32 protein-coding genes are annotated in these 23,539 nt (G+C 45.6%); 24 read left to right on the top strand and 8 right to left on the bottom strand.

The genetic code is table 11. The features are described 5' to 3' along the window. Positions 1-423: a hypothetical protein gene (locus tag ACPV3A_RS16720; RefSeq protein WP_233355059.1), complete on the bottom strand. Its 423-nt coding sequence runs from the start codon at positions 421-423 to the stop codon at positions 1-3. Positions 424-634: 211 nt separating this feature from the next. Between ACPV3A_RS16720 and ACPV3A_RS16715 the strand changes: the two genes are divergently transcribed. After that, positions 635-1,015: a DUF423 domain-containing protein gene (locus ACPV3A_RS16715; protein ID WP_339219354.1), complete on the top strand. Its 381-nt coding sequence runs from the start codon at positions 635-637 to the stop codon at positions 1,013-1,015. A gap of 85 nt (positions 1,016-1,100) precedes the next feature. Here ACPV3A_RS16715 and ACPV3A_RS16710 read toward each other — a convergent pair whose 3' ends face one another. Continuing rightward, positions 1,101-1,652, bottom strand: a complete 552-nt coding sequence (locus ACPV3A_RS16710; RefSeq protein WP_194544224.1) for a hypothetical protein — start codon at positions 1,650-1,652, stop codon at positions 1,101-1,103. Positions 1,653-1,875: 223 nt separating this feature from the next. Between ACPV3A_RS16710 and ACPV3A_RS16705 the strand changes: the two genes are divergently transcribed. Continuing rightward, the gene (locus tag ACPV3A_RS16705; protein WP_113057527.1) at positions 1,876-2,178 is read left to right on the top strand and encodes a YunC family protein; all 303 of its coding nucleotides are present in this window, start codon (positions 1,876-1,878) and stop codon (positions 2,176-2,178) included. Between the two features lie 174 nt (positions 2,179-2,352). Here the strand turns inward: ACPV3A_RS16705 and mtnA are convergent, their stop codons facing one another. Together mtnA and mtnK are read right to left on the bottom strand one after the other, a co-directional pair. Then, positions 2,353-3,432 carry an S-methyl-5-thioribose-1-phosphate isomerase gene (gene mtnA, locus ACPV3A_RS16700; RefSeq protein ID WP_220684112.1) on the bottom strand — a complete coding sequence of 360 codons (1,080 nt, stop codon included), beginning with the start codon at positions 3,430-3,432 and terminating at the stop codon, positions 2,353-2,355. Further along, positions 3,429-4,652: an S-methyl-5-thioribose kinase gene (gene mtnK, locus ACPV3A_RS16695; RefSeq protein WP_220684113.1), complete on the bottom strand. Its 1,224-nt coding sequence runs from the start codon at positions 4,650-4,652 to the stop codon at positions 3,429-3,431. The genes mtnA and mtnK overlap by 4 nt, the downstream gene beginning before the upstream one ends. A gap of 308 nt (positions 4,653-4,960) precedes the next feature. On the opposite strand from mtnK, the gene ACPV3A_RS16690 reads away from it, so the two are divergent. From ACPV3A_RS16690 to sufB, 6 genes are all read left to right on the top strand, one after another. Then, a complete protein-coding gene (locus ACPV3A_RS16690; RefSeq protein ID WP_071218026.1) occupies positions 4,961-5,437 on the top strand; it encodes a Dps family protein in 477 nt (158 codons plus the stop codon). Between the two features lie 445 nt (positions 5,438-5,882). Continuing rightward, a complete protein-coding gene (gene sufC, locus ACPV3A_RS16685) occupies positions 5,883-6,665 on the top strand; it encodes a Fe-S cluster assembly ATPase SufC (RefSeq protein ID WP_071218027.1) in 783 nt (260 codons plus the stop codon). A 22-nt stretch (positions 6,666-6,687) separates the two neighbouring features. Beyond that, a complete protein-coding gene (gene sufD / locus ACPV3A_RS16680) occupies positions 6,688-7,992 on the top strand; it encodes a Fe-S cluster assembly protein SufD (RefSeq protein WP_194544220.1) in 1,305 nt (434 codons plus the stop codon). After that, positions 7,989-9,209 (top strand): cysteine desulfurase, encoded by a 1,221-nt coding sequence (locus tag ACPV3A_RS16675; protein ID WP_071218029.1) that lies wholly within the window; start codon positions 7,989-7,991, stop codon positions 9,207-9,209. The genes sufD and ACPV3A_RS16675 overlap by 4 nt, the downstream gene beginning before the upstream one ends. Then, a complete protein-coding gene (sufU, locus tag ACPV3A_RS16670; protein WP_071218030.1) occupies positions 9,199-9,618 on the top strand; it encodes a Fe-S cluster assembly sulfur transfer protein SufU in 420 nt (139 codons plus the stop codon). Before ACPV3A_RS16675 ends, sufU begins: the two co-directional genes overlap by 11 nt. 33 nt (positions 9,619-9,651) lie before the next feature. Next, a complete protein-coding gene (gene sufB, locus ACPV3A_RS16665) occupies positions 9,652-11,049 on the top strand; it encodes a Fe-S cluster assembly protein SufB (RefSeq protein WP_071218031.1) in 1,398 nt (465 codons plus the stop codon). 67 nt (positions 11,050-11,116) lie between these two features. Here sufB and ACPV3A_RS16660 read toward each other — a convergent pair whose 3' ends face one another. The 3 genes from ACPV3A_RS16660 to ACPV3A_RS16650 form a co-directional block, all read right to left on the bottom strand. Then, a complete protein-coding gene (locus ACPV3A_RS16660; RefSeq protein WP_426200336.1) occupies positions 11,117-12,157 on the bottom strand; it encodes a tyrosine-type recombinase/integrase in 1,041 nt (346 codons plus the stop codon). 68 nt (positions 12,158-12,225) lie between these two features. After that, the gene (locus ACPV3A_RS16655; RefSeq protein ID WP_426200335.1) at positions 12,226-12,681 is read right to left on the bottom strand and encodes an ImmA/IrrE family metallo-endopeptidase; all 456 of its coding nucleotides are present in this window, start codon (positions 12,679-12,681) and stop codon (positions 12,226-12,228) included. A 6-nt stretch (positions 12,682-12,687) separates the two neighbouring features. Then, positions 12,688-13,017: a helix-turn-helix domain-containing protein gene (locus tag ACPV3A_RS16650; RefSeq protein WP_426200334.1), complete on the bottom strand. Its 330-nt coding sequence runs from the start codon at positions 13,015-13,017 to the stop codon at positions 12,688-12,690. A 183-nt stretch (positions 13,018-13,200) separates the two neighbouring features. On the opposite strand from ACPV3A_RS16650, the gene ACPV3A_RS16645 reads away from it, so the two are divergent. The 5 genes from ACPV3A_RS16645 to ACPV3A_RS16625 are packed head-to-tail and all read left to right on the top strand — an operon-like array spanning position 13,201 to position 14,978. Further along, a complete protein-coding gene (locus ACPV3A_RS16645; protein ID WP_426200332.1) occupies positions 13,201-13,416 on the top strand; it encodes a helix-turn-helix domain-containing protein in 216 nt (71 codons plus the stop codon). A 20-nt stretch (positions 13,417-13,436) separates the two neighbouring features. Further along, on the top strand, positions 13,437-13,628 hold the full coding sequence (locus tag ACPV3A_RS16640) for a hypothetical protein (protein ID WP_426200331.1): 192 nt from the start codon (positions 13,437-13,439) through the stop codon (positions 13,626-13,628). Further along, positions 13,625-14,419, top strand: coding sequence for a phage antirepressor KilAC domain-containing protein (locus ACPV3A_RS16635; RefSeq protein WP_426200329.1), 795 nt, complete (start codon positions 13,625-13,627; stop codon positions 14,417-14,419). The genes ACPV3A_RS16640 and ACPV3A_RS16635 overlap by 4 nt, the downstream gene beginning before the upstream one ends. 50 nt (positions 14,420-14,469) lie before the next feature. Next, entirely contained in the window at positions 14,470-14,760 is a 291-nt protein-coding gene (locus ACPV3A_RS16630) for a hypothetical protein (RefSeq protein WP_426200328.1), read from the top strand. Between the two features lie 41 nt (positions 14,761-14,801). After that, complete coding sequence (locus ACPV3A_RS16625) at positions 14,802-14,978, top strand: hypothetical protein (RefSeq protein ID WP_426200327.1); 177 nt, start codon at positions 14,802-14,804, stop codon at positions 14,976-14,978. On the opposite strand, the gene ACPV3A_RS16620 is transcribed toward ACPV3A_RS16625, so the two are convergent. Continuing rightward, positions 14,950-15,174, bottom strand: a complete 225-nt coding sequence (locus ACPV3A_RS16620) for a hypothetical protein (RefSeq protein WP_426200326.1) — start codon at positions 15,172-15,174, stop codon at positions 14,950-14,952. The genes ACPV3A_RS16625 and ACPV3A_RS16620 overlap by 29 nt on opposite strands. 539 nt (positions 15,175-15,713) lie before the next feature. On the opposite strand from ACPV3A_RS16620, the gene ACPV3A_RS16615 reads away from it, so the two are divergent. The 11 genes from ACPV3A_RS16615 to ACPV3A_RS16565 are packed head-to-tail and all read left to right on the top strand — an operon-like array spanning position 15,714 to position 23,532. Then, positions 15,714-15,914, top strand: coding sequence for a hypothetical protein (locus ACPV3A_RS16615; RefSeq protein ID WP_426200324.1), 201 nt, complete (start codon positions 15,714-15,716; stop codon positions 15,912-15,914). A gap of 60 nt (positions 15,915-15,974) precedes the next feature. Further along, the gene (locus ACPV3A_RS16610) at positions 15,975-17,603 is read left to right on the top strand and encodes an AAA family ATPase (protein WP_426200323.1); all 1,629 of its coding nucleotides are present in this window, start codon (positions 15,975-15,977) and stop codon (positions 17,601-17,603) included. 2 nt (positions 17,604-17,605) lie between these two features. Beyond that, a complete protein-coding gene (locus ACPV3A_RS16605) occupies positions 17,606-18,382 on the top strand; it encodes a recombinase RecT (RefSeq protein ID WP_426200322.1) in 777 nt (258 codons plus the stop codon). Continuing rightward, a complete protein-coding gene (locus tag ACPV3A_RS16600; RefSeq protein ID WP_426200321.1) occupies positions 18,363-19,175 on the top strand; it encodes a PD-(D/E)XK nuclease-like domain-containing protein in 813 nt (270 codons plus the stop codon). Before ACPV3A_RS16605 ends, ACPV3A_RS16600 begins: the two co-directional genes overlap by 20 nt. A 12-nt stretch (positions 19,176-19,187) precedes the next feature. After that, a complete protein-coding gene (ssb, locus tag ACPV3A_RS16595) occupies positions 19,188-19,601 on the top strand; it encodes a single-stranded DNA-binding protein (protein ID WP_426200320.1) in 414 nt (137 codons plus the stop codon). Positions 19,602-19,612: 11 nt separating this feature from the next. After that, entirely contained in the window at positions 19,613-19,966 is a 354-nt protein-coding gene (locus tag ACPV3A_RS16590; RefSeq protein ID WP_426200319.1) for a hypothetical protein, read from the top strand. Between the two features lie 11 nt (positions 19,967-19,977). Then, a complete protein-coding gene (locus tag ACPV3A_RS16585; RefSeq protein ID WP_426200318.1) occupies positions 19,978-20,940 on the top strand; it encodes an HNH endonuclease in 963 nt (320 codons plus the stop codon). Positions 20,941-20,954: 14 nt separating this feature from the next. Beyond that, positions 20,955-21,317 carry a hypothetical protein gene (locus tag ACPV3A_RS16580; RefSeq protein WP_426200317.1) on the top strand — a complete coding sequence of 121 codons (363 nt, stop codon included), beginning with the start codon at positions 20,955-20,957 and terminating at the stop codon, positions 21,315-21,317. After that, positions 21,314-22,603, top strand: coding sequence for a replicative DNA helicase (dnaB, locus tag ACPV3A_RS16575; protein WP_426200316.1), 1,290 nt, complete (start codon positions 21,314-21,316; stop codon positions 22,601-22,603). The genes ACPV3A_RS16580 and dnaB overlap by 4 nt, the downstream gene beginning before the upstream one ends. A 15-nt stretch (positions 22,604-22,618) precedes the next feature. Beyond that, on the top strand, positions 22,619-22,750 hold the full coding sequence (locus ACPV3A_RS16570) for a hypothetical protein (protein WP_426200314.1): 132 nt from the start codon (positions 22,619-22,621) through the stop codon (positions 22,748-22,750). Next, positions 22,747-23,532, top strand: coding sequence for a sigma-70 family RNA polymerase sigma factor (locus ACPV3A_RS16565; protein WP_426200313.1), 786 nt, complete (start codon positions 22,747-22,749; stop codon positions 23,530-23,532). Before ACPV3A_RS16570 ends, ACPV3A_RS16565 begins: the two co-directional genes overlap by 4 nt. Positions 23,533-23,539 lie beyond the last annotated feature (7 nt).

Raw genomic sequence — 23,539 nt, 5'->3', positions numbered from 1 at the left:
TTAAGCATTTAATACAAATAGGAAAAGAGCTCCGATGGTGATGATGACTACGCCGTTCACGATGGTGGCAATCACGGCGACAGCACGCTTGCGTGTTTTGGATAAGCAGCCTACAACGCCAAGCACCAAGCCGGTGATATTGATGATCATCACGATGATGAACACGGCCGCCAGCGTGGTCATCGCTTCCAGCGTTTCCTGAGTCGGCTCAAGGAGCGGTCCGTTCTCCGTCATGTATGGCTCAATCATCGTGGTGCCGAGCGCGCCGAGCAGAATATACCCGAGCAGCGTCACGATCGACAAGATGAATGAGGCGATGCCGAAGCGGGAGTTTTTTCTATCCTCGGGTGGAATAAAGGTGGTTTTGGGTCGCTTAGGTGAACCTTGGTCCTCGGATGGGGAGGCAGGTGATTGTTGATCCATGTACATAATCGCTCCTAACATAAGAATTCATTCTCTAATGGGTTCGTGTGGTCTTCAATAAAAAGACATCCTTATTAATCTTTCACAAAATGGCCCTGAAATCAAGTCCAAAGCGTCTCAAATGCCGGTGGAAAAGCTTCCTTGAATCCGTTAAACTTAATTTGAATACATAAGGACACGGGTGTCCGCTGACAAAAGGGGTTGAAAAGGCATGAGTCGTAGATTCATCGCATGGGGTTCGATCCTGATGGCATTATCTGTCGCTATCGGGGCATTCGGCGCCCATATGCTGGAGGATAAGATTACGCCGGACGAACTTGCCATTTATGAGACCGGAGTCCATTATCATATGATTCACGGACTTGCGGTGCTGATTACGGGGATTGTGACGAAGGTTCTGGGCGAATCCCGGAAGCTGTTCTGGGCAGGGACTTTATTCATTGCGGGAACCGTCATATTTTCCGGAAGTCTCTACGTGTTAAGTTTATCGGGCTTGAAGTGGCTCGGTGCGATTACGCCGATCGGCGGTGTATCCTTTATCGTGGGCTGGCTGATGCTGATGTCTTCGGCGCTGTCCCGAAAAAATGCTTGATATTAAAAAAACGGCTTCACCGATCCCTTCTTATGGGGCGGCGAAGCCGTTTTTTTTTGATGGATACCGTGGACTTAATACCGACTCAGCTGACGCTGAACTCATCAATTTCATTGAGTTTGAAGGTATACACCTGTTTCTCATCGACATGATAGACGTTGACCAGGAAATTGCTTTCATCATAGTTGAGAATTCGGCAGGGAAGACTTGTCTGCTTACCGTGGCGGTTGGTTGTCAGGCGAACAAGGCGATTGTCCTTACTGTATACTTTTATCCATTCAAAGGGATCACTTCCGGTGAGTGGAGTTTGGACAGGAGGTACGCTTGCAGCGATCTTTTTTTCCGGAGAGGAAGCCGCAGGTGGCGCAGGTTTCTCTATCTGAGAAGCGGCAGAAGCCATCTTCCCGGAGGCTTTGCTAATAACGGAATCTTTCTTGGCTTGAACCAAGGTGTTGATAATTTCTCCAAGTTCCATTCCGGACTTAACCCGAAAATCGACGACTTCAGCCTTGTCGTTCAGCATTTCCAGCAAATATTGCAAAGCCAGTGCGTTGGAGGAACTCTTGACCAGAATATCAACGTTGAATAAAAAGCCGTTATCGTCGGTGACAGGAATTGTGTTCATAGCTTTTATCATTCACCAGCTTTCACTTGTTTTCTACTGAATCAAATATACCATAATTTTCGAATATTAATAGTCCTAATGTCATGTTGTGGTTCATCTTTATTCTATTGACTTACGAGTCATTCGCACCATGTGTGTGGGCTGGAATGCATAATATGAGAGACATTCGCACCATGTCGGTTCCAAAAGAATAAACATAATTCTAAGCCGACGTGTGAGGGGAGGTTTGTTGATATTGGTGACTTTACTGCCGATCGATATTGAAGGACATACCGTTATGGGCGTCGAGGTAAAGCTTCCGAAAACAACGCTGCTGGCCGTATACACTTCCCGCGGCTATATTATGTGCGGTGCACTCGATGTGGGCCTTCTTAACGAAAAGCTTGCGGACCGCAAGATTATCGCAGGAAGAGCCGTAGGGGTTCGCACATTGGAGCAGCTGCTGGAGGCGCCGTTGGAATCGGTAACCCTGGAGGCAGAGAAGTGGGGCATTCATCCTGGCTTGGCTGGCAAGGATGCGATCCTGCGCATGTTATGAGTCATGTATGCCTTCTCTCCCAAGAGTGATTCCCGTGCGGATCGCTCTTTTTTTGGAGATAACAAGGTTTAGACTTCAGATGCACTAAAATGCAAACCGTAAAAAAACGGACAATTCGGCTGGAGGGCCGGTTGTCCGTTTTATGATGCCATAAACATTTGGCGGATATAGCGATTATTCGAACAAGCTTTTTAAGCTCTCATGATAAGGAGCTTGCACGACGCCTTTTTCCGTAATGATGGCTGTCACATATTCATTCGGCGTAATGTCGAAGGCAGGGTTGTACACTTTTACGCCTTGCGGCGCTGTGCGCTTGCCGAAACCTTCCGTGATCTCTTCGGCAGGACGTTCCTCAATCGGAATATCGGCGCCTGTCTTCGTATTCAGATCAATCGTGGACAGCGGGCAAGCCACGTAGAAAGGAATGCCGTGAGCTTTAGCAAGTACCGCTACTCCGTACGTTCCTATCTTGTTGGCGACATCGCCGTTTGCGGCAACGCGATCCGTACCGACGATAACCGCTTGGATCCAGCCTTTGGACATAACCATGGCGGCCATGTTATCCGCCAGCAGTGTAACGTCAATCCCCGCCTGCTGGAGTTCAAAAGCAGTTAAACGCGCGCCTTGCAGGACAGGTCTTGTTTCATCCGCGAACACCTTGATGTTCAGGCCCTGCTCATGAGCCAGATACATCGGCGCCAGGGCGGTACCGTATTTGGCCGTTGCCAATCCGCCCGCGTTGCAGTGGGTGAGCACGCCCATGCCATCCTGGAAGAACGGCAGCGCGTTTTCACCGATGCGGCGGCATACATCCTCATCCTCGGCACGAATGGCTTCGGCTTCGGCGAGCAGCGCCGCGTTCAGTCCGGCTGTATCGAGATCCGAAGCTGCCAGCTTCTCAGCCGCAAGCTTGATACGGTCCAGCGCCCAGAACAGATTGACGGCTGTCGGTCTGGACGTTGCGAGATAAGCGCAAGTTTTTGCGACTTGTTGCAGCCATCCCTCGTTATCGTCGGCTTCAACCTGCATGCCGCCAAGGACTGCGCCGAATGCTGCCGCGATGCCGATAGCCGGCGCGCCGCGGACTTTCATGGAGTGAATGCCTTCCCAGACTTCCTCCGGTGTGAAGAGCTGAAGATAGACAATCTCTTCCGGGAGCAATCGCTGGTCCAGCAGGACCAGATGGTCTCCTCCCCAATAAACGGAGCTTAGCGGTTCATAGGTGCTGGCATTGCCGGTAGTCATACCGCTCATATCGATACCTCATTTCCTTTAGTTGCTTGCGTAATCAAAGTTAAAATGTCGTCAAAGGACTTGATGCTGCGATGATGCCGCACGAGATTTTTGCCGATGGCCAGCGCTTTGCGCTGCGCAGCTTCTCTGGCTTGATCATCGGCTATGGTGTCGATGTCCGCAACATGGGACAATCCAACGATGCGCCGAATCATTTTGCAGCCCGCGAATCCTGCGGTATCCTTCAAAATCTGTGATACATAGTGGTCCTGATAGCCTGGCGTGCGGGACATCTCGTCCAAGAGATCATCATTCCACAGCGCGCGGAAGTTGTTCTCGAAGTGGGTCCAGACATCGCTTGCCATCTCGAGGAGCCTGGCTTCCCGGGCGGCCAGCGTATGCTCGTCCCGACTCCAGCCAGGCTGTGACGCATAGTTTAGCAGCAGGTTGCCGATGACCGCACCGATATCGAATCCCATCGGGCCGAAATAAGCGAATTCCGGGTCGATCACCTTGGTGGATTCCGGCGTCACGAAGATGCTGCCTGTATGCAGATCCCCGTGCAGCAGAGCTTGCGCGTGAGTCAGAAACTTCTCCCTAAGCAGCGCGACCTCAAAGTGAAGCGGCAGGTCGGCGCGAAGGGCTTCCGCTTCATCGGCTATGCTCTGCGCATAATTGTTATTGGCGGATTCGCGGTATGGATCTTCGAAGATTAAGTCTTCGGTGATTTTGCATAAATCCGGATTGACAAAGCGGCCGGCAAGTTCCTTCTTCTTCTGTTGGTTCATCCCGAGATCCGACGTGTAGAACAACGTTCTGGCCAGGAAGCGGCCAATATGCTCTGCGAACTTCGGATAGTCATTACCCTCAATCAGGCCTTTGCGCATGATGGTATACTCACTCAGGTCTTCCATTACGGTGTAGGCGAGCTCATCCGAATAACCGTATACTTCGGGCACAAGGTCGGGACAAATGGAGTACTCCGTCTCCAGCGCCAGTCGTTCGATGCGGGCCCGGTCGAGAGACAGCGGCCAGGATTCGCCTACAACTTTTGCATAAGGAACAGCTTGCTTGATAATGATACTATCAGCCGTATTTTTGGCGGTGACATGAAACACCAGATTAAGATTGCCGTCGCCGATTTCGCGGCATTCGAGCTGGGCATGGTCCGGGAACCGGCCCGGTATACTTTTAGCTAATTGTATAGCTTCTTCCGCGTTCAGCGGATGATATGCAGACATGGATGGTCACCCCCAAATAGAATAGAAGAAAATCAAAGCCAACTTTTTTGCTTGGTATTACCTAGTATAACGTTTTTTCGCGAATTTTGTATAATTTTTTGGCAAGACGAAAGGTTATTGAACCTGATTCGCTCAGCAGTCCAAAGGGTAAACTACAAATAGACGCCCAAGTGCAGGATGTACTCATATATTAATGAAGGAATAGCATTAGCAGATGGTACCAGTTACAATGGGTATACACCGCTCTGCACAATGTTCCTTTGACGCAGTACAGGGTGCATTTCATATAGAAAAGGAAGGGATTAACCATGGCAAAAACTACATCTGGCAAAGCTGCAGGAAAAACGAAAAACGCAAGTCTGGAGCAATTGTTGAATCAACAGGTTGCGAACTTCAACGTGCTCTATGTCAAACTCCACAACTATCACTGGTATGTATCCGGAGAGCAATTCTACTCCCTTCATGTTAAATTTGAAGAATTGTATGACGAAGTTACACTTAAGATGGATGAGGTGGCGGAGCGCCTGCTCTCGATTAAAGGAAAACCGGCTGCTACGATGAAAGAATATTTGGAACTTGCGACTGTTCAGGAGGCTTCGGGCAACGAGGATACCCGCGGCATGGTACAAGCCTTGATTGAGGACTTTGCAACCGTATCCGAGGAGTTGGCGGAAGGCATCGAAATGGCCGAGGAAGCCGGCGATGCGCCAACCGCGGACATGTTCACCGGATTTAAGGCTGATCTTGAGAAGCACATGTGGATGCTGCGTTCGTTCCTTGGATAAAGCGTAATACAACAGAATGCTGCCTGTTCTTCCCTTGTATTTGCAAGAGCTGAGGGTGCCGGTTATCGTGCCGGTCCTTATAGTTCAAGATGTTGACCTGAGCACCGTCTGTCAACGCGCGATAAACGCCGGTGCCGGATGCCGTAATAGATTCTTTAGGAGCAACCGCAAATATGGAGGGGAACAGGGTGAACGAAACAGGCTTGGCCGGTCTATCGGTCATGCCTGTTTTTTAATTGTTACGGTTGTCCGAATGTTGTCTGCAAAACGCTTGTCCGGTTGAAATACGTCATATTTTATTATAAAATGGCTTGAGAATCATTGATAATCAGTTTAGAATGATTATAAATAAATAATTATTTTTTTGTTTTATGAAATCAGGGCGTCCAATCCTGTTATCATATAGGACAACAATACACTACCTATTCAACGGAGGGAATCTAATATGTCAACCAAGTTTGTCATTGAAGGATTGAAAGCAGCAATCGAAGGCAAGGAGATCCTTAAAGGTATCAACCTTGAGATGAAAGGCGGAGAAGTTCATGCCATCATGGGACCAAACGGTACAGGCAAAAGTACTTTGGCTTCCGCGTTGATGGGTCATCCTAAATATGAAGTTACCGAAGGTAAGGTATTCCTTAACGGCGAAGACGTGCTGGAGATGGAAGTTGACGAGCGCGCACGCGCAGGTCTGTTCCTGGCCATGCAATATCCGAGCGAAATCGCCGGCGTTACGAATTCCGACTTCCTGCGCAGTTCCATCAATGCGCGCCGCGGTGAAGGCAACGAGATTTCCCTGATCAAGTTCATTCGCCAAATGGAAGGTAAAATGAAAGAACTCGAGATGAATCCTGAGTTCGCTCACCGTTATCTGAACGAAGGTTTCTCAGGCGGTGAGAAGAAACGTAACGAAATCCTGCAAATGATGATGCTGGATCCGAAACTTGTCGTGCTTGACGAAATCGACTCCGGTCTGGATATCGATGCTTTGAGAATTGTAGCGAACGGTGTAAATGCCATGAAATCCGAAGAACGCGGTTTCTTGATTATTACCCACTATCAACGTTTGCTTAACTATATCACTCCAGATTATGTTCACGTGATGATGCAAGGACGCATCGTAAAATCCGGTGGTCCTGAATTGGCAGAGCGCCTGGAGGCAGAAGGTTATGACTGGATTAAGGAAGAGCTGGGCATTACTGATGAAACTGTAGGTCAAGACGCGTAAATAGACGGGAGGAGGAAACGATATGACTACACAAACCATTCTTCCGGTCAACGCTGAGGCTCTGAAGGCATTGTCCGAAAGTAAACAGGAACCGGCCTGGCTGACAGACAGCCGTCTGGCTTCCCTGGAACTGGCTGGCCAGTTGGAACTGCCCAAGCTGGAGAAACAACGCATCGAGCGCTGGAACATCCAAAGCTATGGTGAATATAAAGAGAGCAATAAACTTGCTTCCCTTGACGAACTGCCTGAACAGGTAGCTAAACTTGTTGAAGGTTCAAGAGAAGGCGGTCTGGTTATCCAGCGCAATTCGGGAACCGTATATGTGAGTCTGGCTCCGGAACTGGCTGCCAAAGGCGTCATTTTCACCGATTTGGAAACAGCGGTTAAAGAACACGCGGATTTGGTTAAGCCTTATCTGCACCAAGCGCTTAAGAATGACGAGCATGCGATGGCTGCTCTGCATGCTGCGGTATGGAACGGCGGGGTATTCCTCTATGTTCCTAAAAATGTGGAGGTTGATGTTCCGCTTCAAGCCGTTATGCTGACCGACGATGCCGAAGCGACATTTGCACCGCATGTGCTGGTGGTAGCCGAAGCGAACAGTCAGATCACTTACGTAGACAACTACGTTTCGGATTCACTGGCTGCGCCGGTCACCCATAACGGAGCGGTGGAAGTCTTCGTTAAAAACGGAGCGAAGGTGCGTTATGCTTCCGTTCATCAATTGGCTGGCGAAGCAACCGATGTTACATTCCGTCGTGCGGTGCTGGACAATGACGCTTCGATCGAGTGGATTGTTGGCGAGATGAACGATGGCGATACAGCTAGCGATACCATGAGTATTCTGAAGGGCAACGGTTCGACATCCGATGCGAAAGTCATCGCGGTCGGCTCCGGCTCCCAGAAGATCAACTACACCACGCAAGCGAAGCATTTCGGCAAGAGCTCGGCGTCCCAGATGATCACCCGTGCAGTCATGCGCGAAGAGGCACAAGCCATCATCAACGGCATTACCAAGATTGAGAAGGGTGCAACGAAGGCGGACGGACAACAGACCGAACGCGTGCTGATGCTTAGCCCGAAAGCCCGCGGCGACGCGAACCCGATTCTGTTGATTGACGAGGATGATGTAACAGCCGGTCACGCAGCGTCCGTAGGACAAGTGAATCAGGAGCAAATTTACTACCTGATGTCCCGTGGTATCTCGCGTCCCGTGGCGGAATCCTTGATTATTTACGGCTTCTTGGCTCCGGTTGTCAGCGAAATTCCGCTTGAGGGACTTCGTGACCAACTGCAGGGGCTCGTTGAAAGGAAGCTGGGACAATGATCGCCTCTGTCCGTGAGCAATTTCCCATTCTTCATCAGGAGATCAACGGACATCCGCTGGTATATCTCGACAATGCCGCGACATCACAAAAGCCGCAGGTGGTCATAGATGCTATCAAGCGGTACTACGAGTGGGAGAACTCCAATGTGCACCGCGGGGTTCATACACTCGGCAGCCGTGCTACCGATGCTTATGAAGGAGCCAGGGAGAAGGTTGCCCGTTTCATTAATGCCGAGAGTTCGGAACAGATTATTTTCACCCGTGGTACGACGACGGCCCTGAATCTGGTAGCATCGTCCTACGCGCGCTCCGTTTGCGGTCCCGGGGATGAAATCGTCCTGACGGAAATGGAGCATCACAGTAATCTCATACCGTGGCAGCAGGCGGCTATCGCCGTTGGCGCTACGCTGAAATATATTCCTCTGCAGCCTGACGGCACGATCCGTGTCGAAGATGTCGAGGCACTCGTTACCGAACGGACCAAGGTTGTAGCCATCGCTTACGTATCCAACGTCATGGGCGTTGTGCATCCCGTGAAACAAATTGCGGAAATCGCGCACCGCCACGGCGCTGTCATTGTGGTTGACGGTGCGCAAAGCACACCGCATATGAAGGTGGACGTCCAGGACCTGGATTGCGATTTTTACGCTTTGTCCGGCCATAAGATGTGTGCTCCAACAGGTATCGGCGCATTATACGGCAAGAAGGCGCTGCTGGAATCAATGGAGCCGATCGAATTCGGCGGAGAAATGATCAATGATGTTGGATTGTACGAATCAAACTGGAAGGAGCTCCCTTGGAAGTTCGAGGGGGGCACCCCTATCATCGCAGGGGCTGTCGGTTTGGGCGCTGCCATCGATTTCCTGGAGGAAATCGGAATGGACGCCATCGAACAGCATGAGACGCAGCTTGCGGCTTATGCCATGAACCGCATCTCCGAGATCGACGGGATTACCATTTACGGTCCTCGTGAACGTAAAGTGGGCCTTGTTACCTTTAATCTCGGCGACGTTCACCCGCATGACGTGGCAACGGTGCTTGATGCACAGGGGGTTGCGATTCGTGCAGGACATCATTGCTGTCAACCGCTTATGCGTTGGTTAAAAGTATCCTCTACGGCACGCGCGAGCTTTTATCTGTATAATACAGAAGAGGACGTTGATCGATTAGTTAGCGCCTTAATCCAGACAAAGGAGTATTTCGGCGATGCAACTTGACGATTTGTACAGACGTGTCATCATGGATCATTATAAGAACCCCCGCAATCGCGGCAAGTTTGAAGAAGATGCGGTAACCATCGATTTGAACAATCCGACTTGCGGAGATCGCATTTCCTTGCAGCTTAAGGTAGAGAACGGCGTAGTGGCCGATGCCAAATATACGGGGGAAGGCTGCTCCATCAGCATGTCTTCCGCTTCGATGATGACAGACGCCGTAAAAGGCAGAACGCTCGATGAAGCGATCAGTCTGGCGGACCGCTTCTCCTCCCTTATGAAAGGCGAGGCCGTAGATTTTGAAGAGTACGAGGATATTGAAGCCCTATCCGGTGTCAACAAGTTTCCTGCACGTATTAAATGCGCAACACTTGCGTGGAACGCACTCCGAAAAGGAATAGACGCGAAGTAAGCGAATGAATAGATCGATAGGGAGGTAAGTTAAATGGCTAAAAAAGCACCAGAAATTGAAGAGTATAAATATGGTTTCCGAGACGAGCACAAAGCTATTTTTCAAACCGGCAAAGGTTTGACGCGTGAAGTCGTTATGGAAATTTCCAAAATCAAGAACGAGCCGGAATGGATGCTGGAATTCCGTTTGAAAGCACTGGAGCAGTTCGAGAAAATGCCAATGCCTCGCTGGGGCGGCGATCTCGACGAGCTGGACTTCAACGATATCCAGTACTATGTAAGACCTTCCGACAAGCAAGGCAAGACTTGGGAGGAAGTACCTACCGAGATCAAGGAAACCTTTGATAAATTGGGTATCCCTGAAGCAGAGCAGAAGTTCCTGGCGGGTGTATCCGCACAGTACGAATCCGAAGTTGTTTACCATAACATGCAAAAGGATCTTGAGGATCAAGGCGTTATCTTTATGGATACCGATACGGCTCTTAGAGAGCATCCGGAGATCTTGAAAGAATATTTTGCAACGGTCGTGCCCCCAACGGATAACAAATTCGCTGCGCTGAACAGTGCCGTGTGGTCTGGCGGAAGCTTCATCTATGTTCCAAAAGGTGTGAAATGTGAAATTCCGCTGCAAGCGTATTTCCGTATCAACTCCGAGAACATGGGTCAATTCGAACGTACGCTGATCATTGCGGACGAGGACAGCTTTGTGCACTACGTAGAAGGATGTACGGCTCCGATCTACAGCACGAACTCGCTTCATAGTGCGGTAGTAGAGATCATCTGTAAAAAGAATGCGCGCGTTCGCTATACAACCATTCAGAACTGGGCACCAAACATTTACAACCTCGTGACCAAGCGTGCCGTTGCTGAAGAGAACGCAACAATGGAATGGGTGGACGGCAACATCGGTTCCAAGCTCACAATGAAGTATCCTGCCGTTATCCTGAAGGGTCGCGGTGCAAAAGGGATGGTACTGTCCATCGCTGTAGCAGGCAAAGGCCAGCATCAGGATGCAGGAGCCAAAATGATTCACTTGGCGCCGGACACGACTTCTACGATCGTATCCAAGTCCATTAGTAAGCATGGCGGTAAAGTAACATACCGTGGACTGGCTTCCTTCGGTCGGAATGCAGAAGGCGCGAAAGCCAACATCCAGTGCGATACACTCATCCTCGATAATGAATCGACGTCGGATACGATTCCTTACAACGAGATCAAGAATGACAACATTACGCTGGAGCATGAAGCAACCGTATCCAAGGTGTCTGAGGAACAATTGTTCTACCTCATGAGTCGTGGCCTTAGCGAGTCTGAAGCTACGCAAATGATCGTTATGGGCTTCATCGAGCCATTCACCAAGGAGCTCCCGATGGAGTATGCGGTTGAGATGAATCGATTGATCAAGTTTGAGATGGAAGGTTCCATCGGTTAATCAGAAATATGAGCGTATCAACGATAATCGAACATCTTTAAGGGTTGTGATACCGATATGATACCGATTAATCAAATACGCTCATTATTTCTTGTTTTCTTTCAGTGTAAAGGTGACCATAAGTATTAGCTGTCTGCTTGATATCGTCGTGGCGCATTAATTCCTTTACAAGATATATGTCTACACCTTTATTGATAAGATACGTTGCATAACTGTGCCGAAGATCGTGAATTCTGAGGTTAGGAAAAACCTCTTTGAATTTTTTAGAGTAATGGGAATAGTGATATGGCGCTAGCCCGCCAAACACAAACAATTGATCTGAGAATCCGTATATTTTTATTGCGGATTCTTTTTTTATCTCTTTCAACATATCTGCAATGAATTGAGGGAATGGTACATAACCCTCGCTCCCAGCTGTTTTAGGGGTGGTTAAGATTCTAGCTGAAATATCAAATGTATTTTCAACGTATAACTGATTCTTCTCCAGATCTATGTGATCCCATGTCAACGCGAGAGATTCCCCAATCCTTAATCCAGTGTAAAACAATAGTCGTGTCAGTTCTTTGTAATAGTGACAGTCTATTTTTACTACTTTCTCTTCGAATTCTTCCCTTTTTATAAAATTGATTTTCGGCCTTACCCTTTGGATTGGTTCCACAACAAGAGTGGGGTTAGCCTTAAGTCCGAAGTATTTGACGGCATGATTTATCAGCACTTTGAAGTTACTGAATACAGTCCTCGCACTATTTAATGATTTAAACTCCCCTTCCAACTTTGCTTTGAAATTAACTACATGTTGCACAGTAATTTCCTTAATCTTCAAATGACCAAATAGAGGTTTAATATGATAATTGTATTCATTTGTCCTCCGTCGTATTGTTTTCTCTTTTAGACGTTTGTGTTTGATATTATGCTCAAACAATTCATCTACAGTAATTTCGCTGCTGAACTGACTCTCAATCGTGGAGATGAAATCAGCTTCGGCTTTTACTGCATCGCTCCTCTTTTTAAATCCTCTTTTCATCTTTTGAGTATTACGGCCAAAATTGTCCTTGTAACGGACTTTGAAATACCATGTTTTCCTTACCTCATCCTTGTAGACTGGCATTTCAACCACCTATCTCGGAACATACGTTCGGTTTTTTGTCTATAATAAACAGCCTTTCGGCTGGGATTTTAATGCTCGAAGAATTCCAATACACCTAAAGGCTCGAAACATATTGTGTAATTGTTAATACTTACTAACAAGCCGTACTTTTCTCGATAACGGCTCAATGCGTATTCTAGATAATCTTCTGTTACAGATAAATGCTCTGCCAATTCATATCTATTACGTATACCAAGTCTATGACCTTCTATAAACGAACCTAATGGTATTAGCATTTCATACCCAAACATTCTGGCGCGCAGTTCTTGTTTCTTATTGCGTATATCCTCTATATCTAGTATGTTACCGGCTGATGTGTAATGATGCCCTAACTCTTCAGCGAGTACACATGCTTTTTCGGTTCTCGTTGGTATGTGTTTATTGATCCAAATAACATTGTCCCCATATAAACCTTTTATTCCGAGAGGCATGTCCATTTCGTAAACATAAGGTTCGGATTCCAAGAGTAAAGCATCATACCTCATCGTAGATCACCCCTGTTGTCTTCTTTGAGACTTAACAAACTCCTTAAATTTTCGAATTGTCTCATGTTCCTCTTCTGTCCATTCTTCACCATCATGATGTGCAGCAATTGTGCTTAAATCAGTATCTTCTTCATCAGCCATTTGCTGCAACTCATCCACTGTTATTCCTAGTGCGTGACAAACTTTAATAACATTGTCAACCGAAGCTCTTCCTATTCCTCTTTCTAACATCGATCTAAGAGTTGTGTATGGGACATCGGCTTTTTCTGCAAAAGCTTTTTGGTTCAATCCTGTTTTGTCTATTAGTTGTTTGATTATCTCCACTCGAATATCCATTCCTCATACTCCTTCTTTAGCAAATACGATTTTCCGTACTCTTAAATCCATTATAACAATAAAAACGGATTTGTAAACATGATATTCCGTATTTTTACGTCATTTTTGCTGTTGACATGATACGCAACTGAGTATATGATGAGTGTGCGATACGAAATTGAGTATCGTAAGGAGGTGAACAACATGTTCCCGAACCTCGATGCAGAAATGGCTCGTATGGGTGTCACCAAGAAAGATCTGTCTCAGCTCCTTGGCGTTCGTTATGCAACTCTGATCGACAAAACGAATGGTAAGTCGAGATTTACGCTTGATGAAGCTTTGGAGATTAGAAACTCTCTTTTCCCAGGTTGCACCGTCGAGTACCTGTTTCGAAAGTATCCATCTCATGTCAGTGCATGAGTGAACAGGAGGTGATGACCATGAAAACCTATTACGATTCGAAGGATGTTCGCAACCTACTTGATCTCGGATCGGTCAGAACGGCTCAACAACGAATAAAAACATTAAATGATGAGTTGGCGGCCGAAGGGTTTTGGGTAGAACGCGGCAAAGTCCCGGTCGCGTTCTTCCATGAGAAATATCCATACATTCAGAAAGGAGCAATGAAATGAAGGTGCTAACTAACGATCTATTACCTGTGTATGAAACGGATCAGGGAGAACGCATTGTTGACGGACGGGAGTTGCACGAGTTCTTAAAAGTTGGTCGTGACTTTACCTCTTGGATCAAAAACCGAATCGAAAAGTACGGATTTGTAGAAGGTGATGATTTTGCTTTAACGCTCACCAAAACGGGGGAACGTCAAAATGTCATACAGCACGACTACATTTTAAAGCTGGACACAGCAAAAGAACTCTGCATGGTAGAGAACAATGCCAAAGGCCGTGAAGCTCGCCGCTACTTCATCGAAGTGGAAAAGAGATTCAAGTCGGCATACGTACCTTCCTACATGATTGACGATCCAGTAAAACGCGCACAGCAATGGATAGAGGAGCAGAGAGCAAAGCAAGAAGTTGAAACCAAGGCACTCATGCTTGAGCAGCGTGTGGCTGAGTATGAACCAAAAATCAGTTATTTGGATCAGATTCTTAAATCCAAAGGTACAGTTACCATTACTCAAATTGCGAAGGATTACGGAATGTCCGGTAAGGCGCTGAATGAAATCCTTCATGAAGAACGAGTCCAGTTCAAGCAAAACAAGCAATGGCTCTTATACCGTGATTACCATGACAAAGGATATACCAAGTCTGAAACGATCGACATCACAAGAAGCAACGGGGATCCGGACGTAACTATGAATACAAGATGGACTCAAAAAGGACGGTTGTTCATTCATGATCTACTGAAAAAACGTGGTGTGTTCGCTTTGATGGATCGTGAAAATGAGAGCCGGTTGGCTTAGAGAGGAGAACCGAATGGATCAGACTAGAAAACAAACAATTCGAAAACCTGATGGAGAAATTGGAAAATAACACTCTCTCACCTCAAGAATTTATTGACGAACTTGTCCCGGTAGTGTCAAAAATGATTGCTTATTTACAGGTGAAACAATTGTCATTTGAAAAACGAATGGATGTTGTAGACCAAAGGGTTGAACAACTCATCGAGGATTTACAAACAGCAGACATTGTGAACGGTATCGCTCGAGAATTTTTGGAATCGAGAGGTTTGATTACAGAGTTTGATTTATACATGAACCGCACACTCGAAGCTGTAATGCTTCAAATCAGGACAATACATTAACGCTTGGAGATCCCACGTAAGGGATAGAGAGGAGAATGAATATGAACGAACAACCAGTAAGGGAAATTGTAAAAGAGGAACTGGAGAAAAGAGAAGCTACCGCTGTAACGATAGCTCCCACTATTAATGTAAGTCAAAACGCACCGATAGAAAAAATTGCTGAGAAAGTAGTTCAAGAAATTGGAAAATCTATTTCTCAAACTCCAAGACACGCTTAAATAATTCAACTGTGTACTGTTGGTTCTGATTAAAAACAGACAAAGATATAGCACCGATCATTTTACCAAGATCCTCGTTAAAATTTTCTGCTGTTTTATCAAGACCAGCAACAACAGATATAAAGTTTTCTTGGATTTTCTCGAGTGATTCTACTCTTAATTCAGCTGCGATTTTCTCGAACTCTTGAATCTTCATAGCGAACACCCCCTTTCAGACTTCACTATTCGACAAAGGGGTACAAAATACCTACTTGAAAGGAGAACGAACATGAACATTATCGTAGGAGCTTGGAAAGTGTTGACTACTGGTGAAAAGATGGCGCGACTACAATTTGTAGCAACGGAAAACAAGAAGAAACTGGTTTGTCAGAAATGATTTATTTGTTAATCGCATGGTTGCTGTTTAACATCTGGCTCCCGGTCGCTCTATATATGCGAGGTGACAGACGTGATCAAGTGTGAAGGATGCCCAAACGAAGCGAAATATCTTGTCCATGAACATGAGGAACCGCACTGTGAACGGTGCATGTTGGAAGCTGTTGAAAGTCGAAGTTGGACACTAGTGAGGTGTTTAGAAGATGCAACAAGCAATACGCAGAAAAGCGAGCGAAGATTTCGCAGATATCCTTCTTGCAAAGCAGATGAACATTGATACCAGTCAGGACGGTAAATGGTTTATTTTCCCGAATGGAGTTATCCGAGATGAATACGACCGTAGAAGGAGGGAAAGGAAACGTGAAAACGAGCGATTACGTGAAGGAATGTCTGGAGATTGTCGGACCGCTGACGGACATAAAGAAAGAATCAGGCAAACAGCCTCTTACAACTTTAACAAAGTTCCTAGACGGCCCGCTAGATAGGTTACATGACTGTTTACTGACGATTCAAGCTGATTTAGAAACGAAAAATGATCACGGCTGCAACCATGATCTTTAAGAAGGCATTTTATTAAAAATTGTTACGGAAAACATATCAGATTATTCGGAGGTTGTAAATATGCACATTAAAAAAATTGAAATAAAGAACTGGCTTGGAATTAAAGAATTGCTCTTTGCTCCAGGTAAATTTAATAAGGTGTCGGGTGATTCTGGCACTGGTAAGACTAGTCTTGTTGAGGCATTGGAGAAGGTGTTTACCAACAAAAGCCGCAGGACTGAGGTTGTTCGTCACGATCAGGAAGAAGCAGAACTTTTTGTGGAGTTGGATGACGGTCTCCAGACGTTGCGTAAGGTGCGAACTGAGAAAGCCGACTACCTCAAAGTGAAGCATGAAAGCATGGCTGTAAATAGTACTGAGGCTTTCTTGCGGCGGCTTATAAATGGTGATATTTTCAGGCCGATTGAATTTGTCCAAAAGACCGCGAAGGAACAAACGGAAATTATCCTTAACATGCTACAGATTGAATGGACCGTTGATGATATCAAAGCTTGGTTTGGCGAAGTACCTGAAGCAGATTACCAACTGCATATCCTTCAAATCCTCAAACAAATCGAGAATGGGTACTATGCAGAACGCGAAAGCATTAACCGTGAAATCAATTTGCTTCGGGCCAATATCGAAGGGATTAAACGTGACTTGCCACCTAACTACAATGGCGCTGAATGGAAAGAAGTAAACCTTCAGGAGCTTTATAAAAAGTTGTCCGATGCTGAGGAATCCAATAAACGTTTGCAAGAAGCGCAAGCTCTCATTGAAGGTCTGTCTATTCGTATCAATGACATTAAGCAACGATCAGCCAATGCTTCCATGGAGAAAAAGTTGGATTATCAACGGAAACGCGATTCCTTTAAGGACACAATTAATCGCTTGGAAGACAAGATCCAGCAGGAACAAATGAAAATTGATGATGTGGACCGGCGTATCCTGGAAACCAATTCACGTTTTGATAATGAGTTGGAACAGGCAATTGAACGATTAAAGTTGCAATATCAGGCGAAAAAGCAAACAGCACGCGAGGAAATCCAACAAGAAGTCGAACAATCCCGTGTATTTATAGCGGAGTACAAAGAACAGGCGGCAGAGAAAAAGGCAGCGCTTGAAAACATTGATGAGCACGAACGAAAGGACCTTGAGAAGATTGCAGATCATGAAGTAAACCTTATCGCATCGGAGAACGAGAAAACAGGCAATGCACAGCATATCATTGACACCGTTACTTGGATTAATCCAGAACCGTTGAAACAAGCTGCTGATGAGGCTGCAAGCATGAAAGAGTACCTCCGTGAGTGGGAACGGATGAATGATATCATTCGTGAAAAATTGACACCTAAAGAGGAACGGAGTGCAGAACTGAGCTCCAAGATTAAAACGGCTAGAGAATTACCGAAGGAGCTCCTTAAAACCGCCTCATTACCAGTTGAAGGTCTATCTGTAGATGATCAGGGACGCATCAGAATTGATGGAACATTGATAGATGGGCTGTCAGAGGGAGAGGCACTAGGGTTTGCTTTTAAGCTGGCTAAGGCACAAGCAGGGCCACTAAAGGTCATCTGTGTTGATGGCTGGCAAAATCTCGGCAGCAGACAACGTGAAATTATCGAAGCATCTAAACAAGATGACTATCAGTATTTTGTTTTGGAAACAGTTGACGGTCAAGACTTGAATCTTGAAGTGGTGGAGGGGTAAACATGTCTAATTCATTGACGGTAATTCGAGAAAAGTTAGATTCTTTCATTGATGAAAAGATTGATGGTATGCCGCAAGGCTTCAATAAAACTAGATTTGTTCAGAATAGTATGGCTGTGTTGCTTGAAACAAAAGGGATTGAAAATTGCTCACCAAACAGTGTCGTCCGAACTCTTATCAAGGGAGCTTTTCTAGGATTAGATTTCTTTAACAAAGAGTGCTATGCCATTCCATACGGTGGGAATGTCCAGTTCCAAACGGACTATAAGGGAGAAATCAAGCTGGCTAAGAAGTACGCCACTAACCCTATAAAGGACATTTTTGCAAAGGTTGTACGTGTAGGTGATGAATTTAGTGAAGAAATCATAGCTGGTCAACAAACGGTGAACTTCAAGCCTTTGCCGTTTAATAACGGTGAAATCATGGGTGCCTTTGCGGTCGTTCTTTATAAAGATGGATCAATGATGTATGACACCATGAGCAAGGAAGATATAGAGAATACACGCATGACTTACTCTAAACAACCGAAAGGCAAGACGTGGGAAAAGAGCACAGGAGAAATGTACAAAAAGACGGTTTTACGGCGGCTGTTAAAGTACATCGATATTCATTTTGACACTGTCCAACAAAAGGAAGCATTTGAAGATGCATCAGATATGGATTTTAACCAAGAAGTGAAACCACAGCAACAGAGCCCTTTAAATGATAATGCAACTATCATTGATGCTGAGTTCGAAGAGATCACAGAGGAACAAACCGATGGAACTGAACAAGAGTAATTACTTTAGTCTTGAAGCCGATCGTCACTATATGTCTAATTCGCAGTTTAAAAGCTTCCTGCCCTCCTATGGAGGGTGTGAGGCTCAGGCTATGGCAAAGATCAACGGAGAGTATGAACGACCTTATAACATATCCTTTGAGGTAGGGCATTATGTTCACGCTTGGAATGAGGGTACTTTAGAAGAGTTTAAGGCGAATAACCCAAATCTATATGCTAGTACCGGAAAGAATGCAGGACAACTAAAAAAAGATTTCCAACATGCTAATAAAATGATTGAAATTTTAGAAAATGATCCACTTGTTTTAAAAGCGTTGGCAGGACAAAAAGAGGTTATCATGACCGCTGAACTGTTCGGTATTCCTTGGAAAGTCATGCTAGATAGTTATCAGCCAGATACAGGGATGTTCGCAGATTTGAAAACATCAAAAGAAATGGGCGGCAAGTTCTGGAACACAGAAATAGGAGTGTACGAAAACTTTATTTACCATTACGGATACACAATCCAGATGGCTATATATGCCGAGGTTGAAAAGCGTGTAACAGGACGTAAGGAGTGGCTGCTACCACATATGGTCGTAGTAACTAAGCAGGACCCGCCAGACCATGAAATTATCTATTTTGATTATGACGTAATAGAACAGAGCTTGCACATCGTAGGCAAGCATATAGAACGTGTGAAGGCCGTTAAATCAGGCAATGTTGAACCGGCGCGTTGTGAGAAATGCGATTACTGCCGGTTGACCAAGAAGATCAATCGAATCAAACATTTTAGCGAACTGAGCTTGTATTAAGGAGGAATTACATTGATAAATCGTGTGGTATTAGTGGGTCGTTTAACTAGGGATCCTGAACTCAGGTACGGACAAAGCGGAACGGCCGTTACCAAATTCACTGTAGCATGTGATCGGCGTGGTGGAGAAGAAGCAGACTTCATTCAGATTGTAACTTTCAAAAAGACTGCTGAAGCATGTGCTGAACATTTGAGGAAGGGTAGATTAGTTGCCATAGAGGGCAGGTGGCAAACGGGTCGTTATGAGAGTGATGGCAGAACGGTATACACCAATGATTGCATTGCGGATAACGTCCGGTTCCTTGAATCGAATAGAGATAGCAGCGGACAATCCAGCAGCAGAACTGAAAGATCAAACAGTAATCAAGACCCGTTCAGCGATGACGGAAAACCAATTGATATTTCAAACGATGATCTTCCTTTCTAGGAGGTGGTCACATGATTGATTTCGGATTTAACCCAGTAGATAAACCTTCATACCGCCGCAGGAAGCCCACAAGTAAGATGCGCGGGAGGATCAAGCCAGAAGTATATGCGGCTGCTATGGAGCGCTCAGGAAGCCATTGTGAACGGTGTGGTAAGTACGGTAACCCCGAATACCAAACATTACAATGCGCTCACCTTGTACGCCGTTGGAGAATCGAAGTAGAAACAACCATAAACGATGTAGCCATGTTATGCGGTCCTAGTGTAAATACTGGGACCTGCCATAACTGGATTGATTATACCGCAGAGGGTAAATCCTGGGCCGAAGAGTACCGGCAGCAGTTATATGAGAAAGCAAAAGAATAGCAGGTGATGAAATGGCATGGTTGGAAAGTCACCAAAGTCTAGGGAGACACATCAAAACCAAGCGATTATCACGCAAGCTCGGTATCACTGTCCCTGCCACAATAGGTCATTTACACCTGTTGTGGTGGTGGGCAATGGATAACTTACCGGATGGGTGCATTTCACTCCTTGAACCGGAAGATATCGCTGATGAAATGATGTGGACTGGTGACGCTGATGAACTACTAAATGCTTTGATCGATGTCGGGTTTATTGATGAGATCGACGGTCAGTTATTTATACATGATTGGCATGATTACATTGGAAAGTTATTGCAATCCAGAGAGAAGAAGAGCAACCGAACTTCGGAAATGCGAAAGGCGTATCAAGATGGGACTATCAACAAGGTCAAGAATCGAGATTGTGATTGTTGCCGATATTGCGGAAATGAAGTGGATTGGACAGACCGAAAGACTGGTAAAGGCGGTACTTACGATCATGTTGACCCTGATGGTCCAACGACATTTGAGAATCTTGTTGTGGCTTGTAGAAGTTGTAACTCCAGAAAAGGAAAGCGACTTCCTGAAGGGGCCAGAATGCCATTGATACCATTAGATCGAATCAAGCGATTATCTAATGATTCATCTAATGGCGCATCAGATGATCATCTAACTACAGTACAGTACAGTACAGAACAGTACAGTACAGAAAATAAGAATACTACTACTGACAAATTCGCAAGAATTGAAAAGGCATATGCAACCATCCACAAGACTATGGGACTTAAACCGGTTGATTGGCCTATAGTAAACCAGCTTTTAGAAAAAGGGGTTACTGCTGACTTGATCATTGAAGTCATGGAAGAGAAACATGCCAAGAAGATTCAAGAAGGTGGAACTGTGAACGGATTTTCGTTTTATACAAACGCAATTAACGAGCGGTTTAATCAAGGGCAACGAAATGAAGGAAGGCTCGACTTTTTAAATGATTTGTAAAGGTGGCGAATCGATTGGAACGAGAAGATGCAAAAAAGTTGTTCAGGAAACTTGCCGCCAGCTATCCAAACTGGAAAGTTGATAAAGGCATTGCAGAAATATGGATCGAGGAATTAGAAGAGGCTGACGCTGAACATGCTTGGGCAAATGCCAAGGAACATATCAGGGAAAGTAAGTTCGCTCCTACCATTGCCGATATCGTGAAGCCTAATGCAAGAATAGACGCTGATCGAGAGATAGAACGCACACGGCAATATCTCAAGGAACAGGAGGAACGAGAAAAAAGCACAGTTCCCCCTCCATGGGTGGAAGAAGGGATTGACAAAAAAGTTTGGATTAAGCGTGAAATGGCGAAGGCGAAGGAGAGGTTGAAATGAGCTTTTACAGTATCGAAACTGAACAAGCGGTACTCGGTTCTGTCCTTCTTGAGCCGGAACTGATTTACGAAACAATACTAACACCTGAACATTTTTACCATGATGGACATCGCCTGATATTCGATCAAATGCTTCAGATGCGAGAAAAGCAAGAGCCAGTGGAAATTGTGAGTTTAGTGGCGCGCCTGGGACCAACCGTTGCAGATGTGGGGGGAGTACAATACATTTCTAGTCTCAGTGGTTCCTTCCCGTCTGTCCAACAGTTTGCAACCCATGAACAGATCGTCAAAGAGAAATACCTGATGCGCACCGGAATGACCGCAATTAAGGAACTATACAACGAGTTACCGGATAATCCGAGGGAATTGGCAGCGGAACTAATGAGCTTGTCAGAGGTGATCGGTGATCAGGTCCGGGCAGAAGGTGGTTTCCGACATATCAAAGACGGCCTAATGGACCATGTGGACCAACTAGAACGCAAGAAAGAGAATGGGATGGAGTCCGGGGCGAGAACGGTTGGAACTGCATTAGACAAGATTACAGGCTGTTGGAAGAAACAGACGCTTAACATCATAGCCGCAAGGCCCTCGGTAGGAAAAACTGCTTTCATGCTCAATAATGCCACCAAAGCAGGGGGAGACGGACTTACTGTTGCGTTATTCAGCTTGGAGCAGCCTGAGGTTCAACTTCTAGATCGGATGATTGCGGCAGAAGGCCGGATTGACGGCATTAACGTCCGAGATGCAAAACTAACGGATGATGAATGGACCCGATATACCATGGGCATAGCAAAGCTGGCTGACATGGATATCTATATTGACGACAAGCCAGGACGGACCATTCAAGAGATCCGGGCAGCAGTTCGCAAACTGAAGAAGAAACACCCTAATATCATTGTGTTCATCGATTACCTTCAACTAATTCACGGCGGCAAGAAATTCCCAAGCCGAAACGAAGAGGTTGGATATATAAGCTCATCGCTAAAACAGATGGCTCGGGAAAATGATTGTCCGGTGATTGCACTGGCCCAGCTCAGTAGAGGCGTGGAACAGCGGCAGGATAAACGACCGATGATGTCAGACCTTCGGGAGTCTGGAAACATTGAACAGGATGCTGATACAATCACATTCCTTTATCGGGATGACTACTACAACCAAGAAACCGAGAAGAAAAACATAATCGAATGTATCGTTGCGAAGAACCGGAACGGATCGGTAGGAACGGCAGAGATGGTGAATATGCGGCAGTACGGAAAGTTCGTGGATTTAGAAACGAGATACGCATAAGGAGGTAACGTGGTCATGGAAAACATGAAGGATACAGAGTTAATAACGATCATCATGAACCTGGCAGAGAAAGAGAATACAAGAGTGAGTGCGGCAAGAGAGTTTGCTCGCAGATTAGCAACCGATAATCGAGGTATTGCGAAATGACAACGATGTTCAAGAAGGATTTATATGCTTTAGCCATAGATGAAAACGAAGAATTGGAAGGACGGTGGGAAGCGTTGCATCAACTAATGAATCACAAGCTACACAATCCGCATTTAGGTGATATCGATATTTTTGTTCAAGAGAATAAAGGCCTGGTAGCACTAGTAGCAAAGAGGTCAGTTTATAAAACGAAATACAAGGTTGAATTTGAGGACTTAATGCAAGAGGGCTATATCGGCCTCATAAAAGCGTACTGCAATTATACACCGGATAGAAGCACATCATTTTCAACATATGCGTACTACCACATATCCAATCAAATTATGAGATATATCGCCGAAAAAGTCCCGATGATACGCACACCAAGAGGGGTTTATGAGTTGGCAGGAAGGATCCTGAAAAGAAAACTTGGAGAATCATCCGCTGAAGAGATATCAAAAGAACTAGGATGTACAGTTGCTGCTGCTAACAGAGCGCTAAGGAACCTAAAAGGGAGCATGGTAATGTCCCTCAATATGATCATGACAACAGATAAAACTTCTCATAGAAATGTTGAACTACAGGATGTATTACCAGAAGAACAAGATTTCACAAGTTACGAAGTAGAAGAGTTTATAGATAGCCTGAGTGGCGATATGAAAAAAACGTTAGAACTTGCTTTAGAGAATAAAACACAAAAACAGATTGGTAAAGAATTGGGTTTCTCACAGGTCCATGCTGGCAGATTGATAAGTCGTATCAGAGAAAAAGCAAGCAAACACTTCGATGAAGTAATTGCATGAATTGGAG

Origin of the sequence: Paenibacillus sp. Dod16, assembly GCF_049893405.1 — a bacterium.
Lineage (GTDB): Bacteria > Bacillota > Bacilli > Paenibacillales > Paenibacillaceae > Paenibacillus_AQ.
This window is presented reverse-complemented; position numbering and strand designations above follow the sequence as displayed.

Bases quoted from the DNA above. Each gene is read 5' to 3' on its own strand.
- ACPV3A_RS16720 (WP_233355059.1), bottom strand. From the start codon at position 423: ATGGATCAACAATCACCTGCCTCCCCATCCGAGGACCAAGGTTCACCT.
- ACPV3A_RS16715 (WP_339219354.1), top strand. From the start codon at position 635: ATGAGTCGTAGATTCATCGCATGGGGTTCGATCCTGATGGCATTATCT.
- ACPV3A_RS16710 (WP_194544224.1), bottom strand. From the start codon at position 1,652: ATGATAAAAGCTATGAACACAATTCCTGTCACCGACGATAACGGCTTT.
- mtnA (WP_220684112.1), bottom strand. From the start codon at position 3,432: ATGAGCGGTATGACTACCGGCAATGCCAGCACCTATGAACCGCTAAGC.
- mtnK (WP_220684113.1), bottom strand. From the start codon at position 4,652: ATGTCTGCATATCATCCGCTGAACGCGGAAGAAGCTATACAATTAGCT.
- ACPV3A_RS16690 (WP_071218026.1), top strand. From the start codon at position 4,961: ATGGCAAAAACTACATCTGGCAAAGCTGCAGGAAAAACGAAAAACGCA.
- sufC (WP_071218027.1), top strand. From the start codon at position 5,883: ATGTCAACCAAGTTTGTCATTGAAGGATTGAAAGCAGCAATCGAAGGC.
- sufD (WP_194544220.1), top strand. From the start codon at position 6,688: ATGACTACACAAACCATTCTTCCGGTCAACGCTGAGGCTCTGAAGGCA.
- ACPV3A_RS16675 (WP_071218029.1), top strand. From the start codon at position 7,989: ATGATCGCCTCTGTCCGTGAGCAATTTCCCATTCTTCATCAGGAGATC.
- sufU (WP_071218030.1), top strand. From the start codon at position 9,199: ATGCAACTTGACGATTTGTACAGACGTGTCATCATGGATCATTATAAG.
- sufB (WP_071218031.1), top strand. From the start codon at position 9,652: ATGGCTAAAAAAGCACCAGAAATTGAAGAGTATAAATATGGTTTCCGA.
- ACPV3A_RS16660 (WP_426200336.1), bottom strand. From the start codon at position 12,157: ATGCCAGTCTACAAGGATGAGGTAAGGAAAACATGGTATTTCAAAGTC.
- ACPV3A_RS16655 (WP_426200335.1), bottom strand. From the start codon at position 12,681: ATGAGGTATGATGCTTTACTCTTGGAATCCGAACCTTATGTTTACGAA.
- ACPV3A_RS16650 (WP_426200334.1), bottom strand. From the start codon at position 13,017: ATGGATATTCGAGTGGAGATAATCAAACAACTAATAGACAAAACAGGA.
- ACPV3A_RS16645 (WP_426200332.1), top strand. From the start codon at position 13,201: ATGTTCCCGAACCTCGATGCAGAAATGGCTCGTATGGGTGTCACCAAG.
- ACPV3A_RS16640 (WP_426200331.1), top strand. From the start codon at position 13,437: ATGAAAACCTATTACGATTCGAAGGATGTTCGCAACCTACTTGATCTC.
- ACPV3A_RS16635 (WP_426200329.1), top strand. From the start codon at position 13,625: ATGAAGGTGCTAACTAACGATCTATTACCTGTGTATGAAACGGATCAG.
- ACPV3A_RS16630 (WP_426200328.1), top strand. From the start codon at position 14,470: ATGGAGAAATTGGAAAATAACACTCTCTCACCTCAAGAATTTATTGAC.
- ACPV3A_RS16625 (WP_426200327.1), top strand. From the start codon at position 14,802: ATGAACGAACAACCAGTAAGGGAAATTGTAAAAGAGGAACTGGAGAAA.
- ACPV3A_RS16620 (WP_426200326.1), bottom strand. From the start codon at position 15,174: ATGAAGATTCAAGAGTTCGAGAAAATCGCAGCTGAATTAAGAGTAGAA.
- ACPV3A_RS16610 (WP_426200323.1), top strand. From the start codon at position 15,975: ATGCACATTAAAAAAATTGAAATAAAGAACTGGCTTGGAATTAAAGAA.
- ACPV3A_RS16605 (WP_426200322.1), top strand. From the start codon at position 17,606: ATGTCTAATTCATTGACGGTAATTCGAGAAAAGTTAGATTCTTTCATT.
- ACPV3A_RS16600 (WP_426200321.1), top strand. From the start codon at position 18,363: ATGGAACTGAACAAGAGTAATTACTTTAGTCTTGAAGCCGATCGTCAC.
- ACPV3A_RS16590 (WP_426200319.1), top strand. From the start codon at position 19,613: ATGATTGATTTCGGATTTAACCCAGTAGATAAACCTTCATACCGCCGC.
- ACPV3A_RS16585 (WP_426200318.1), top strand. From the start codon at position 19,978: ATGGCATGGTTGGAAAGTCACCAAAGTCTAGGGAGACACATCAAAACC.
- dnaB (WP_426200316.1), top strand. From the start codon at position 21,314: ATGAGCTTTTACAGTATCGAAACTGAACAAGCGGTACTCGGTTCTGTC.
- ACPV3A_RS16570 (WP_426200314.1), top strand. From the start codon at position 22,619: ATGGAAAACATGAAGGATACAGAGTTAATAACGATCATCATGAACCTG.
- ACPV3A_RS16565 (WP_426200313.1), top strand. From the start codon at position 22,747: ATGACAACGATGTTCAAGAAGGATTTATATGCTTTAGCCATAGATGAA.